The organism is Streptomyces sp. NBC_01288 (assembly GCF_035982055.1).
In the GTDB taxonomy this organism is placed as follows: Bacteria; Actinomycetota; Actinomycetes; order Streptomycetales; family Streptomycetaceae; genus Streptomyces.
Genome location: NZ_CP108427.1, coordinates 9,065,226 through 9,077,478, shown reverse-complemented (window position 1 = coordinate 9,077,478; position 12,253 = coordinate 9,065,226). Strand labels below are relative to the sequence as shown.

The following is a 12,253-nucleotide window of genomic DNA, read 5'->3' as shown; positions in this document are numbered from 1 at the left end:
ACACCATCCGTAGCCCCCCAACTCCCACTCCCTCACCTCGTCAGCCGATGGGCTCCGGCATCGGCCGGACGTCGTAGGAGAGGCCGATGACGTCGCCGCCCGCCGGGTCGGCCAGTTCGACGCGCCAGCTGTCGGCGAACTGGTCGACACCCGCGGCCATGGGGATGGTCCCGGAGATCAGGACGGTCCCGGGGATCAGGTCGCCGCGGGACCGCAGGACGTCGACCCAGTAACCCGGGGTGAGAAGTTCGGCCAGCGTGCCGGTCTGGATCTCGGTCTCCGTGCCGGCGTGGCCGACCCACGCGCGCAGGGTGAGTTCGTCGAGCCGGGACTCCACATCGGCCAGCCGCCAGGCGCGGCGCGCGAGGACGTCCGGGCCCGCGTTCTTGCTCCACGCCACCCCGTGCACCTCCAGCTCGCGGTCGGTGTGATCGCACGCGGCGGTCAGCAGCAGCTCCCCGCCCTCCGCGACGACCAGCGCCCACTCGGCCTCGCCGGACGTGCGCCCGTGCTGGACCGCGACCCGCTCCGTCTGCTGGGCGAGGTACGGGGAGACGGGATAGAGCGCCGGCGTCACGGACGGACCCGGCACGCCCAGCTCGGCGAGTTCGGCGACGTGCGCGGCGACATCGTCCTGGCTGCGCCCGGCGTACCCGGCGTTGAGGACCTGGACGACATCGACCTCGCGGGTCGATCCGTCGGGCAGTTCGAAGGTCAGCACGGACATGAGGGCACTCCCAGAGATCGGGGAACAGGGAACGGGCCACGGGAAACGGGGGCCGGAGAGCCGAGAGCGGGCCTCCGGAACCTGATTTCTCCGCGGTTAACTTCCGGCGCAGGGCTTGCGCATACGACCTGTATACAAGAAGTATGCCGGAAGGTCGATGTCTCCGAGCAAGGATGGGCACCATGCACGACACCCCGAAGAGCGGCACCGACGCTCCGAAGAGCGACGCCGGCGCCCCCCGGAGCGACACCGCCGCCTCGGCGAAACGCTCCGGCGTCCGCCGCGCCTTCGTCGCCAGCCTCACCGGCACCGCCCTGGAGTGGTACGACTTCGCCGTCTACTCCGCCGCCGCGGCCCTCGTCTTCGGCGACCTCTTCTTCCCCTCCGAGGACCCGCTCACCGGCACCCTCCTCGCGTTCTCCACCTACGCGGTCGGCTACCTCTCCCGCCCCCTCGGCGGCTTCGTCTTCGGCCGGCTCGGCGATGTGATCGGCCGCAAGAAGGTGCTGATCGCCACCCTCGTCCTGATCGGCGTGGCCACCTTCGCCATCGGCCTGCTGCCCGCCTACGGCACGATCGGCGTGGCCGCGCCCATCGCCCTGGTCGTGCTGCGCTTCGCCCAGGGCGTCGGCGTGGGCGGCGAGTGGGGCGGCGCGGTACTGCTGTCCAGCGAGTTCGGCGACTCCCGCCGCCGGGGCTTCTACGCCTCCGCCGCCCAGGTGGGCCCGCCCGCGGGCAACCTGCTCGCCAACGGTGTGCTCGCCGCCCTCGGCGCCCTGCTGACCGAGGCGCAGTTCGAGTCGTGGGGCTGGCGGGTTGCGTTCCTGCTGTCCGGCGTCCTGGTCGGCTTCGGGCTCTGGATCCGGGCCAAGCTGGAGGAGACCCCGGTCTTCAAGGCGATGGAGGCCGAACAGTCCCGCCCCCAGACCCCGATCCGCGAGGTCTTCACCACCCAGCCCCGCGCCCTCACCGCCGCGATCCTGTGCCGGGTCGGCCCCGACGTCCTCTACGCGATGTTCACCGTCTTCGTCCTGACCTACGCCACCCAGGAACTCGACATGTCGCGCGGCTCCGCCCTCGCGGCCGTCCTCATCGGCTCCTCGGTCCAGGTCTTCCTGATGCCCCTGGCCGGCGCCCTCTCCGACCGCGTCAACCGCCGCCTGCTGTACGGCATTTCAGCGATCGCCGCCGCCGTGTGGCCGTTCGTGTTCTTCCCGATGGCCGCAGGCGGTTCCTGGCTGCCGCTCGCCGCCGGAGTCCTCGTCGCCCTGGTGATCCACTGCTGCCTCTACGGCCCGCAGGCCGCCTTCATCGCCGAACAGTTCTCGCCCCGCCTGCGCTACACCGGCTCCTCGCTGGCCTACACCCTGGCCGGCATCATCGGCGGCGCGATCGCCCCGCTCCTCTTCACCACCCTGCTGAGCGCCTACGACAGCTGGGTGCCGCTGGCCCTCTACATCGCCCTCGCCTCCGCGATCTCCCTGGTCGGCGTCATGCTGGGCCGTAACCCCGAGGCCGCCGTGGACGAGGACGAACAGCTCGCGGCGCCGAAGACCCCGGCCACGGCAGACCTCCACTGACACCACCCACACCAACCCTCCCCGGACAAGGAGGCACCGCCCCATGCGGATCGCCCTGAGCCAGCTCACCACCGGCCCCGACCCCGAGAAGAACCTGCGCCTCGTCGAGGAGTGGACGCGCCGCGCCGCCGACGCCGGAGCCCGCGTCGTCGTCTTCCCGGAGGCGTCGATGGCCTGCTTCGGCACCCCGCTGACCCCGCTCACGGAGCCCCTCGACGGCTCGTGGGCCGACGGCGTCCGCGAGATCGCCCGCACGACCGGCACGGTCGTCGTGGCCGGCATGTTCACCCCGGCCGACGAGGGCCGGGTGACCAACACCCTGCTGGCCACGGGACCCGGCGTCGAGGAGTCGTACGACAAGATCCATCTCTACGACGCCTTCGGCTTCCGCGAGTCCGAGACCGTGGCCCCGGGTTCGCGCCCCGCCGTGATCGACGTGGACGGGGTCCGGCTGGGCCTGGCCACCTGTTACGACGTCCGCTTCCCGGAGCTGTTCCGGGCGCATGCCGACGCCGGGGCGGTGGGCACCCTGCTGGCGGCCTCCTGGGGTGCGGGCCCCGGCAAGCTCGACCAGTGGCAACTGCTGGTGCGGGCCCGCGCGTTGGACGCCACCGTCTGGGTCGCCGCCGTCGGCCAGGCCGATCCCGGCACCGGTCCGGGCCCGGTGCCGACCGGCATCGGGCACAGCCTGGTGGTCGGCCCCGACGGGACCGTACGGGCGTCCCTCGGCGCCGAGCCGGAGCTGCTCGTGACCGACCTGGACGTCGACGAGGTCGGCGCGGTCCGCGAGAAGACGTCCGTACTGGCGAACCGGCGGCCTGAGGTGTGGCGATGAGCGGACCCGAGCTGGAGTTCCACCGCCCCGACGGACCCTGGGTCGGCGCGGGATCCGGCGTCGAGGAGTGCGTGCTGGCCGAGGACCCGGACAGCGGGCGGCGTACCGCGCTCGTCCGGTGGGCGCCGGGCACGGACTCCTCGGCCGCGGGCGTGGCCCTGCACGACGTGTGGGAGGAGGTCTATCTCGTCGAGGGAGCGATGCACGACCTGACGCTGGACCGCACCTTCACGGCGGGCATGTACGCCTGCCGTCCTCCGGGTATGCCGCACGGGCCGTGGACCTCGGCGGACGGCGTGACGATGCTCGTGATCACGTATCCCTGACTCCGCGGAGCGGCCTCAGCCGTCGAGGAGCACCTTGAGGGTCGACCGCAGGTGGTGGTCGATGGCCGCGCACGCGGCCTGCGCGTCACCGGCGGCGAGGGCGTCGACGATGGCCTCGTGCTCGTCGAGCACCGCCTTCTGCCGACCCTGCTGGTTGAAGACGGCGACCACTCCGGCGCGGACCTGGCGGCTGCGCAGACCGTCGTAGTGCCGGTCCAGAAGGGTGTTTCCCACGGCCGACACGAGGGACGCGTGGAAGCGGTGGTCCACGGCGATGAACTCGTGGGTCTCCTCGGCGCCGGTGAGCGCGCGCTGCTGTTCCAGCAGGGAGCGGAGTTCCTCCAGGGGCACCCGCTCGGCCTCGACGAGCCGCTCGGCCGCGTACCGCTCGACCAGGCCGCGCAGCTCCATCAGCTCCCGGACCTCGCGCCCCGTCAGCGGCGCCACCCGGGCACCGCGCTTGGGCACCAGCTCGACCAGGTCCTCCGCGGCGAGCATCAGCAGCGCCTCGCGGATGGGGGTGCGGGAGACACCGATACGATCGGCCAGCTCCTGCTCCGACAGGAACGCCCCCTGCATCTCGGGGTCCGTCAGCACCGTGTCCTTGAGATACGTGTAGGCCTTCTCCCGACCGGACGCCACGGCAACCCCCAGACATCGCATACAGTTTGTATACCGACGCTACCACGCGCGTTCCCGCCCGAGAGAGCCGTACGGCGTCGGCCTGCGCCCCGCCTCCGGAAGCCGGCGCCTACGCACGAGCTCTGCTCAGTGGATAGAGTTCGACGGACTGGACTCCGATCAGAGCCCTTTGACGTAACGGCCTGGTGTTCGGCACACGGCCACACCAGGCAGAGGGTGCAATACACCGAAAGTGACAGAATTGACCATGAGCAACGTCTACTTCGACATCACCATCGACGGCGCCCCCGCCGGCCGCATCGTCTTCAACCTCTTCGACGAGGTCGTCCCGAAGACCGCCCGCAACTTCCGCGAGCTGGCCACCGGGCAGAACGGTTACGGCTACGCCGGTTCCGGCTTCCACCGCGTCATCCCGCAGTTCATGCTGCAGGGCGGTGACTTCACCAACCACAACGGCACCGGTGGCAAGAGCATCTACGGTGAGAAGTTCGCGGACGAGAACTTCGACCGGAAGCACGACCGCCCGTACCTGCTGTCGATGGCGAACGCCGGCCGCAACACCAACGGCTCGCAGTTCTTCGTCACCACCGTCGTCACCTCGTGGCTCGACGGCAAGCACGTCGTCTTCGGCGAGGCCGTCGAGGGCACGGAGATCATCGACAAGATCGAGTCCCTGGGCTCGCAGTCGGGCTCCACGAAGGCCAAGATCGAGATCGCGGCGTCGGGCGTCGTCGAGGGCTGAGCCGCCCCCGTACACAATCGTGATCGCGGGCCCCGGTGATGATGTCTCGTCGCCGGGGCCCGCGGCATGTCCGGCGCGGGACCGCGGGGCAGACGCCACGCAGGCGCCGGGACACGCCCTCAGCCGTGCAAGGTCCGGGCCAGGAAATCCGTGACCAGGTCCATCGTGCGGCGGGTCGACCAGGGCAGCCCGACCTCCTCGTCGTCGAGGACGGCCAGGTCGCCGTGGCCGGCGCCGAGGAGGACGACGCGGGTCGAGTCGGCGCCGTGCGCGCGCAGGGCCTCGTGCAGCAGCAGCGTCTGGCTGGGCGAGACGACCGGGTCGGCGGTGCCGTGCAGGAGCAGGAAGGCGGGCAGCGCCGGGTTGGAGTCGAGGTGGCTGATCGGGTTCGCCTCGGCGGCGGCCTGCGGGGCGTCGGCCAAAGAGGCGCGGCTGGTACGGCCGTTGACGAACATCGCCGCGATGTTGTCCGCCCCCTCGAACCTCGCCCGCGTCGCCGGGTCGAAGTCGGCCACGATGCGGGTCAGGTCCGAGGCGCCGAAGTTGTCCACGACGGCCTGGACCGCGGCGTCGGGGTCCGCGGCCTCGGGATCCGTCGTCGCGGGATCGGACAGGGACCGTCCGCCGAGCGCTCCGGTCATCGCGACCAGGTAGCCCCCGGCCGACTCGCCCCACAGCGCGACGCGCTCCGTGTCGATGCCGTACTCCTCCGCATGGGCACGCAGGTGGCGCAGCGCGCTCTGCACGTCGGCGACGGCGTCGCGGAAGGTGGCGTCCTGGGGAATGGTGCGGTACTCGATGCTGGCGACCGCGAATCCCGCCTCCGCCACATAGGACTTGGTGTCCGGCGCCAGTTCCTTCCTGGAGATCATGAAACCGCCGCCGGGGACATAGACCACGAGCGGCGCGGGTTCGTCCGTGTCGGGGACCATCAGGTCCAGCCGTAGCGGAACCGGGGTGCCGTCGGTGCCCCTGCGCGTCGCATACACGATGTCGTGCCGCTCGGAGAGCTTCCGCTTGCCCAGCGTGATCTGGGGCTCGTCCATGGGGTCTACGACGATGCTGGTGCTGGTGTCGCTCTCGGCCACCGAGGTGGCGTAGGCGAGGACTTCGCGGGGCGTGGCATCGGCCGGGGTGAACTCGGGGCGCGGGGTGGTGGGTTCGGTCAGGGTGTCGCTTCCTCCGGGGGTCGGGAAGGCGGCGGGCGCCTTCGCCGAGGTGGGGGCGGTCAGCTGGTCAGGAAGGAGTCCAGGAGACTGTTGACCAGCTCCGGGCGGGTGGCGAAGGCGAAGTGGTCCGCGCCGGGCAGCTCGGCCAGGCGGGCGTCGGCGATGGTGGTGCGCAGGTACAGGGAGACCTCGGTGGGCACCTCCTGCCCGATGGTGCTCGCCATCAGAAGGGTGGGCGCCTCGACGGCCGGGAGCAGGGCCCGGTCGTCGTCCAGGGAGATGTCCTCGAAGAAACCGAGCAGGGTCCGTACGCCGGCGTTGTGGCTCATCTCCCGGAACCAGGCGCCGAGTTCGGCCGCGCGGGCGGCGTCCACGTCGGCGAAGACGACCTCGGGGTCGAGCACGGCGTCGGTGATGCCCTCGATGCCGCCCTCGGCCGCCGCGTCGGTGAAGCGGGCGATCCCCTTCTCATCGAAGCCGTAGGGCCAGTCGGCGGAGCGACGGAACGTGGGCGAGCCGTTGATGACCGCCAACTTGCCCACGAGGTCCGGGTGTTCGGCGGCGAAGCGCAGCGCGACGTGTCCTGCGGAGGCGAAGCCGACCAGCAACGGGGCCGTGAGTCCCAGGTGTTGGATCAGCGCCGCGAGGTCGGCGACGTACAGGGCGGTGACGCCGGTTACGGCGGGCGGCAGTTCGCTGGAGGCGCCGTAGCCGCGCAGGTCGAGGAAGACGTTGCGGGCGCGGGTGTCGAAGAACTCCCGCTGGGCCGACCAGGAACGGGAGTCGAGGGGCAGGCCGTGCACCCAGACGATCACCGACGCGGCGGGATCGGTCAGGCCGGTCTCGTAGTAGGCGATACGGCCGCCCGGTACGTCGAGGTGGCGGGCCTGGCCGAGGCCGAGAGGGGTCGCGGGCATGACGGAGTCTCTCCCAGAAGGTGTGCGCGGGGCGGCGGGGTCTACAGGTCGGTGGGGTACGCGACCCCGTCCAGGCCGGGGACGACGACCTTCGCGGGGTCGTTGCCGGCCTCGACGAGTTGGCGTACGGCGAAGTCGGTGACGCAGCCGGAGAGCAGTTGGCGTGGGTCCTCCAGGACCATGCGCAGCCGGGTGGTCATGGCGCGCCAGTCGTCGGGGCCGTGGATCACCGGCATCTCGCTGATCTCCGCGAGGGCGGGGTCCGCGACGTCGGGAGCCGTCAACTGCCCCGGTGCGTAACGGGGATAGCCGTCGAACATCAACTCCCCCAGCTCCACGGTGGCACGCGTGTTGAACCAGATACGGCGCAACGGCTCCTCCAGCGCGGCGACTTCGGTCAGGTCGCCGTCGACGGGGGTGGCGAAGGTGGGGGCGTGCGGCGCCATGTAGAGCCGCTCCAGGGGCAGTTGGTAATCGGAGGCGCCCAGGATCATGGTGGCGACGCTGGAGGTGTTCCACGTGACGCCCGCGGTGGGGCGGCCCTGCTGGCCGGCGATCACGACCATCGCGCGGGCCCAGTCGATCTTCTGCGTGGTGAACCAGCGCAGGATGCGGTAGGAGATGTCCAGGCCGGCGAGGAAGAACGTCGCGATCATCATCTGGTTGACCGGGACGGGCAGTTGGCCACAGGGGCCGCCTTCCAGGTAATCCTCGCGCAGGGTACGGGAGTTGAGGTACGACTCGTCGGCCAGGGCGGCGCGCAGATAGCGGGCGGTGACCGCGCACGCGTAGTCGACCATGTCGGCGATCGCCTGCTCGCGACCCCGGTACGCCTCCACGGCGATGGTCTCGCGCCACAACTCGGCGCTGTTGGCGGCGCGCGAGCGCTCGACCTCGCGCAGCAGCCGCTCAGCCTCGGCGCGCCAGCCGAAGTCGGCGTACTTCTCGTGGAGTTGGACGAGGGTGGCCACGGCGGGGCCTAGATGCGAGACACCGGCCAGTTCCTTGAAGCCGCGGGTGGAGACGCGGAAGCCTTCGACGGTGGGCGGCCGGCCGTCGCCGGGATAGAGCGCGAAGTCGGCGCTGGTGGCCACGATCAGCGGGTCGGCGCTGCCGTGTTCGACGGCGGCCCGGGTCAGATGCGAGCCGATGCTGCCGGGCCCGGCCGTGTAGGTCGTGAACAGGTCGACGAGTTCGGGACTTTGGTGGGACGGCATCGGCGGTTCCTTTCTCCAGATCTCCAAAGGCCGTGATCTTCAAAGGGCACGATCTTCAAAGGGCGTGGCCTCGGCCGACTCCTACTGGTCGAAGCGGTACAGCACGGTCCGGGCCGCGAAACGGACGTCCGCGCTGAGGCTGTTGCTGACGGCGACCAGCAGGCTCCCGTCGTGGCCGCGCAGCACGGCGGCATCGGTGGCGCCCGTGGTCGGGAAGGACCGCACGGCCGTGAGGCGTCCGTCCGCGAACCGGTAGAGCTCGGAGTCCAGCGCGGTGACGGGCTCGGCCTGGGTGCCGAGGATGAAGTTGACGCGTACGACGTACAGCCCGTGCTCGGTGTCGAGGACGGCGAACTCGCGCGCCCCGAGCCCGTCGAGCACCTGGTGTTCGACGAAGCGCTCCCCGTCCCAGCGCAGCAGCCGGGAGGGGCTCGCCAGACAGGCGACCAGCAGGTAGGTCTCGCCCTGCGCGTCGGTGAAGTGGGCGAAGGCGCGGCCGTGTTGGGGCGCGAGGTCCTGGACGTGCTCGAACTTCTCGCCGTTCCAGCGGAGCAGTACCGAGGGGCGCACATGGTCGGCGTAGGCGAGGAAGTGCTCGCCGCCGAGTTCGAAGGCGTGCCAGTTGTAGCCCCAGAGCGCGTCGACGTCCTGGAGTGCGGTGAAGCGGGTGCCGTCCCAGGTGTAGATGCGGGAGGGCTGGTTCTCGTCCTCGTGGCCGGGGACGGTCACTCCCTGGGCCAGGGCGAGGAAGTGCCGCTCACCGATGGTGAAATGGCGCCACTGCTTGGCCGCGAAGCCCAAGACGCTCTGGAAGGGCTTGAATTGGGTTCCGTCCCACTCGAAGACCGTGGAATCGGTGGTGTATTCGTACGGCCCCTTGCCCGAGCGGATGTCGGCCACGGCCAGGAAGGCGCGCTCGCCGATCCGGAAGAACTCCGCGTCCTCGCCACCGGGCGCCGGCAGGGCCTGGAAGGGCTCGTACGTGTCGGCGCCCTCGGCCCGGCGCAGCAGGAGCAGTTCGGTGTCGCTGTCCCCGCCGTTCATGCCGGCCGGGGTCCCGGGGATGTCGTAGGCGAGTTGGGGGATCGCCAGCAGCTGCATGCCGTCGAGTTCGAAGGGCTCCACGGCACGCGCCCCGGATGTGGGCAGTGCGCCTACCTCCGTCAGGCGGGGTGTGTGGGTGGCGGACATGTGGTTCCTCGATTCGGGGTACGGCAGCGGTTCGGTGCACGACGGCGGGAGCGCGGGGCGACTCGATCAGCGGGGCGGGTCGGACTGAAGCCGGCCGTCTGCTGTCACAGGCGAGGCAGGTCGGGCTGGAGCAGGCCGTGTGCCGCGAGCCGGGTCAGCGCCTCGACCGCCGCATCGCCCTCCGCCTCGCTCTCCGGCGGGGCCACGAGCTGACAGAAGCGCTCGATCATGGCGACGACCGCGAGCGCGGTGAGTCGCGCGTCCACATCCGGAGCGGCGAGCCGACGTGCTTCCGCCACATGTGCGGTCCAGATCGTGACGTGCCGTGCCCGCATCCCCTCCCAGTGCGCGGCGAACTCCGCGCTGACCAGCGAGGCCTCGTATATGGCGGTCATCTCCGCGCGGTGGTCGCAGTAGATGTCCCAGTAGGCGCGCACGTGCCCGCGGATGTCGTCGACCCCGTCGAGGGCATGCCCTTCCCCGGACTGCTCGACGACGCGTTCGCGCAGGGCGGCGGCGAAGTCGTCCGCTAGCGAGCGCAGCAGGTCGTCCTTGTCGGTGAAGTACCGGTAGAAGATCCCGGCCGACTTGCCCGCCTCGGCGGTGATGTCGCCGATCTTCGTCGACAGGTAGCCCTGGCGCGCTATCACCCGCAGGGCGGCGGCCTTGAGCTCGGCCGCGGAGCGTTCACCCTTGGACGTGGCGGTTGCGGGCATGGGTCCTCCGACGATCACGTGAGCAGAAAACTAAATCTGAATTCAGTTTCAGTTATGCCCACGCACTTGTCAACCGGAGCGGAATCCGGGCAGAGACTGGCGCTCCGCGGGTACTACGCCGGCACTTCGCCGCCGGCGGCGTCCTCGTGCCGCGCCCCCGGGCTGACGAGCCCCGTCTCGTACGCGACGACGACCGCCTGGGCCCGGTCGCGCAGGGAGAGCTTGGCGAGGATGTGGGAGACGTGGGTCTTGACCGTGGCCTCGGAGAGGTGGAGCCCGGCGGCCAGTTCGGCGTTGCTCAGGCCTTGGGCGAGCAGGCGCAGGACGTCGAGTTCGCGGGGCGTGAGAGCGGCCAGGTCGCGATGGAGGGCGGCCGTTTCCGGGGCCCGGCGGGCGAACCGCTCGACCAGGCGGCGCGTGATCGCGGGGGCGAGCAGCGCGTCACCGGCACGGACCGTGCGGACTGCGGCGACGAGATGTTCCGGCGTGACGTCCTTGAGGAGGAAGCCGCTCGCTCCGGCGGCCAGCGCGGCGTAGACGTAGTGGTCGAGATCGAACGTGGTCAGCATGACCACGCGCGGCGCGTCCACGGCACCAACATCCGTGAGAATGCGCCGCGTTGCCTCCAGACCGTCCATCTCCGGCATCCGGATGTCCATCAGCACCACGTCGGGCCGCGTGCGCCGGACCGCGTCGACGGCTTCGGCACCGTCGGTCGCCTCGGCGACGACCTCGATGCCGTGGGCGTCGAGGATCAGCCGGAATCCGGTCCGTACGAGGGCCTGGTCGTCGGCGACCACGACGCGCGGGGCACGGTTCACGGGGCCTCCAGGGGGATCAGGGCCCGCACGCGGTAGCCGCCGAGCGGGCGGGGGCCGGTGCGCAGGGTGCCGCCGTAGACGGCGAGGCGCTCGCGGAGGCCGATCAGTCCGCGGCCGTTGCCGGTGGCCGCGGCGGGGCCCGGCCTGCCGCCGGTGTCGGTGACCTCGACCTGCAATTCGCCGTCGCTGTACGACACTTGGACGCTCGCGTCGGCGCCGGTCGCGTGTTTGACGGTGTTGGTCAGGGCTTCCTGGACCACGCGGTAGGCGGCGAGTTCGATGCCGGCGGGGAGGGAGCGGGGCGCTCCGGAGACAGTCAGTTCGACCGGCACGCCGGCGCCGCGCATGCGGCCGATCAGTGCCTCCAGCCGGTCGAGCCCCGGTTGCGGATCCAGGTCCGGGTTCTCCAACTCGTATGCATCCTGGCCCAGTTCCATGGTCAGCAGGCCCATCACGTCACGCAGCTCCCCCATCGCCGCCCGGCCGCCCGCCTCGACGGCGAGGAGTGCCTCGCGCGCCCGCTCCGGGGACTTGTCCATGATCGTGCGGGCGGCGCCGGCCTGGATGACCATCACGCTGACGTTGTGCGTGACGACGTCGTGCAACTCCCGGGCGATCCGGGCCCGTTCGTGTTCTACGGCCCGACGCAGCTCCTCGGCCCGGGCGCTCTCCACCGCGGTGAGCCGGGTGCGGGTCTCGGCGGCCCGGAGTTTCCAGGTGCGCAGTCCGATGGCGGCCACGACGATCGGCACCGAGATGAACAGGGGCACGTACTGGGTGGGCACGGTCGGGGCGACGTAGAAGTACGGGTCGACCGGGCCGACCTGGCCCGATCTGCTGATGACGGCGACCGCCACGGCGAGGCTCGCCAGGGTCGGCAGGCGGTGCGGGCTGTAGGCCGCCGCGCTGTAGGCGGCGATGACGCAGGCGTAGAAGGTGAGCCGGGCGACGTCGTCCGGGGTCAGTGCCGTCGCGACCGTCACGAGCCACAGGACGGCGAGGGGGTAGCGGCGCCGCCACGCGAGCGACGCCGAGGCGAGGAACACCAGAATGACCAGGTCGGTCATGCGGTGCCGGTGGGCCTCGTCGTAGCCGTCGCCCCACGCGTACTGCACCGACACGAAGGTGAGAACGAGCGCGAGCGCGGCGTCGACCAGCCGCTGTTGCCCTGCGGGGCGCGGCAGTTGACCACCGGGGCGCAGCAACGCGCCGACCGCCCGGCGCAGCCGGACCGGGACCAGCCGAGCCGGAAACGACCGATCCGGTACTGGTCGAGCCGAGACCGGTCGAGCCGGAGCTTCCTCTCCCACCGTCACCGGCCCATTCTCTCGGGTACCGACAGCGCCCGGAATCCCTCCGGCGGACGGGCC

At 71.1% G+C, this 12,253-nt stretch carries 13 protein-coding genes; 4 read left to right on the top strand and 9 right to left on the bottom strand.

What is annotated here, in order from left to right; genetic code table 11:
- Nucleotides 1-40: 40 nt before the first annotated feature.
- Complete coding sequence (locus OG194_RS40820; RefSeq protein ID WP_327405746.1) at nucleotides 41-727, bottom strand: DUF2848 domain-containing protein; 687 nt, start codon at nucleotides 725-727, stop codon at nucleotides 41-43.
- A 182-nt stretch (nucleotides 728-909) separates the two neighbouring features.
- Here OG194_RS40820 and OG194_RS40815 point away from each other — a divergent pair, with 182 nt between their 5' ends.
- From OG194_RS40815 to OG194_RS40805, 3 genes are read left to right on the top strand one after another with little or no spacing between them, the layout of a single operon-like run.
- Complete coding sequence (locus OG194_RS40815) at nucleotides 910-2,307, top strand: MFS transporter (protein WP_327405745.1); 1,398 nt, start codon at nucleotides 910-912, stop codon at nucleotides 2,305-2,307.
- A 43-nt stretch (nucleotides 2,308-2,350) separates the two neighbouring features.
- Nucleotides 2,351-3,142, top strand: coding sequence for a carbon-nitrogen hydrolase family protein (locus OG194_RS40810; RefSeq protein ID WP_327405744.1), 792 nt, complete (start codon nucleotides 2,351-2,353; stop codon nucleotides 3,140-3,142).
- Nucleotides 3,139-3,468, top strand: coding sequence for a cupin domain-containing protein (locus OG194_RS40805; protein WP_327405743.1), 330 nt, complete (start codon nucleotides 3,139-3,141; stop codon nucleotides 3,466-3,468). Before OG194_RS40810 ends, OG194_RS40805 begins: the two co-directional genes overlap by 4 nt.
- A gap of 15 nt (nucleotides 3,469-3,483) precedes the next feature.
- Here OG194_RS40805 and OG194_RS40800 read toward each other — a convergent pair whose 3' ends face one another.
- A complete protein-coding gene (locus OG194_RS40800; RefSeq protein ID WP_327405742.1) occupies nucleotides 3,484-4,110 on the bottom strand; it encodes a GntR family transcriptional regulator in 627 nt (208 codons plus the stop codon).
- 247 nt (nucleotides 4,111-4,357) lie between these two features.
- Between OG194_RS40800 and OG194_RS40795 the strand changes: the two genes are divergently transcribed.
- The gene (locus OG194_RS40795; RefSeq protein ID WP_327405741.1) at nucleotides 4,358-4,852 is read left to right on the top strand and encodes a peptidylprolyl isomerase; all 495 of its coding nucleotides are present in this window, start codon (nucleotides 4,358-4,360) and stop codon (nucleotides 4,850-4,852) included.
- A gap of 119 nt (nucleotides 4,853-4,971) precedes the next feature.
- On the opposite strand, the gene OG194_RS40790 is transcribed toward OG194_RS40795, so the two are convergent.
- The 7 genes from OG194_RS40790 to OG194_RS40760 all read right to left on the bottom strand — a co-directional run bounded on the left by OG194_RS40790 (nucleotide 4,972) and on the right by OG194_RS40760 (nucleotide 12,124).
- Entirely contained in the window at nucleotides 4,972-5,940 is a 969-nt protein-coding gene (locus tag OG194_RS40790; RefSeq protein ID WP_327405740.1) for an alpha/beta hydrolase, read from the bottom strand.
- A gap of 140 nt (nucleotides 5,941-6,080) precedes the next feature.
- Nucleotides 6,081-6,938 (bottom strand): alpha/beta fold hydrolase, encoded by an 858-nt coding sequence (locus OG194_RS40785; RefSeq protein WP_327405739.1) that lies wholly within the window; start codon nucleotides 6,936-6,938, stop codon nucleotides 6,081-6,083.
- Nucleotides 6,939-6,979: 41 nt separating this feature from the next.
- Nucleotides 6,980-8,155, bottom strand: coding sequence for a DUF5624 domain-containing protein (locus tag OG194_RS40780; RefSeq protein ID WP_327405738.1), 1,176 nt, complete (start codon nucleotides 8,153-8,155; stop codon nucleotides 6,980-6,982).
- Between the two features lie 81 nt (nucleotides 8,156-8,236).
- Nucleotides 8,237-9,346: a hypothetical protein gene (locus OG194_RS40775; RefSeq protein ID WP_327405737.1), complete on the bottom strand. Its 1,110-nt coding sequence runs from the start codon at nucleotides 9,344-9,346 to the stop codon at nucleotides 8,237-8,239.
- A gap of 104 nt (nucleotides 9,347-9,450) precedes the next feature.
- Nucleotides 9,451-10,062, bottom strand: a complete 612-nt coding sequence (locus tag OG194_RS40770; protein ID WP_327405736.1) for a TetR/AcrR family transcriptional regulator — start codon at nucleotides 10,060-10,062, stop codon at nucleotides 9,451-9,453.
- A gap of 113 nt (nucleotides 10,063-10,175) precedes the next feature.
- Nucleotides 10,176-10,883, bottom strand: a complete 708-nt coding sequence (locus OG194_RS40765; RefSeq protein WP_327405735.1) for a response regulator transcription factor — start codon at nucleotides 10,881-10,883, stop codon at nucleotides 10,176-10,178.
- Nucleotides 10,880-12,124, bottom strand: coding sequence for a sensor histidine kinase (locus tag OG194_RS40760; RefSeq protein ID WP_327407368.1), 1,245 nt, complete (start codon nucleotides 12,122-12,124; stop codon nucleotides 10,880-10,882). Before OG194_RS40760 ends, OG194_RS40765 begins: the two co-directional genes overlap by 4 nt.
- Nucleotides 12,125-12,253 lie beyond the last annotated feature (129 nt).

What these genes read in the sequence shown, in the direction of transcription:
- OG194_RS40795 (WP_327405741.1), top strand. Translation starts at nt 4,358, where the DNA reads ATGAGCAACGTCTACTTCGACATCACCATCGACGGCGCCCCCGCCGGC.
- OG194_RS40770 (WP_327405736.1), bottom strand. Translation starts at nt 10,062, where the DNA reads ATGCCCGCAACCGCCACGTCCAAGGGTGAACGCTCCGCGGCCGAGCTC.
- OG194_RS40815 (WP_327405745.1), top strand. Translation starts at nt 910, where the DNA reads ATGCACGACACCCCGAAGAGCGGCACCGACGCTCCGAAGAGCGACGCC.
- OG194_RS40805 (WP_327405743.1), top strand. Translation starts at nt 3,139, where the DNA reads ATGAGCGGACCCGAGCTGGAGTTCCACCGCCCCGACGGACCCTGGGTC.
- OG194_RS40820 (WP_327405746.1), bottom strand. Translation starts at nt 727, where the DNA reads ATGTCCGTGCTGACCTTCGAACTGCCCGACGGATCGACCCGCGAGGTC.
- OG194_RS40785 (WP_327405739.1), bottom strand. Translation starts at nt 6,938, where the DNA reads ATGCCCGCGACCCCTCTCGGCCTCGGCCAGGCCCGCCACCTCGACGTA.
- OG194_RS40775 (WP_327405737.1), bottom strand. Translation starts at nt 9,346, where the DNA reads ATGTCCGCCACCCACACACCCCGCCTGACGGAGGTAGGCGCACTGCCC.
- OG194_RS40780 (WP_327405738.1), bottom strand. Translation starts at nt 8,155, where the DNA reads ATGCCGTCCCACCAAAGTCCCGAACTCGTCGACCTGTTCACGACCTAC.
- OG194_RS40810 (WP_327405744.1), top strand. Translation starts at nt 2,351, where the DNA reads ATGCGGATCGCCCTGAGCCAGCTCACCACCGGCCCCGACCCCGAGAAG.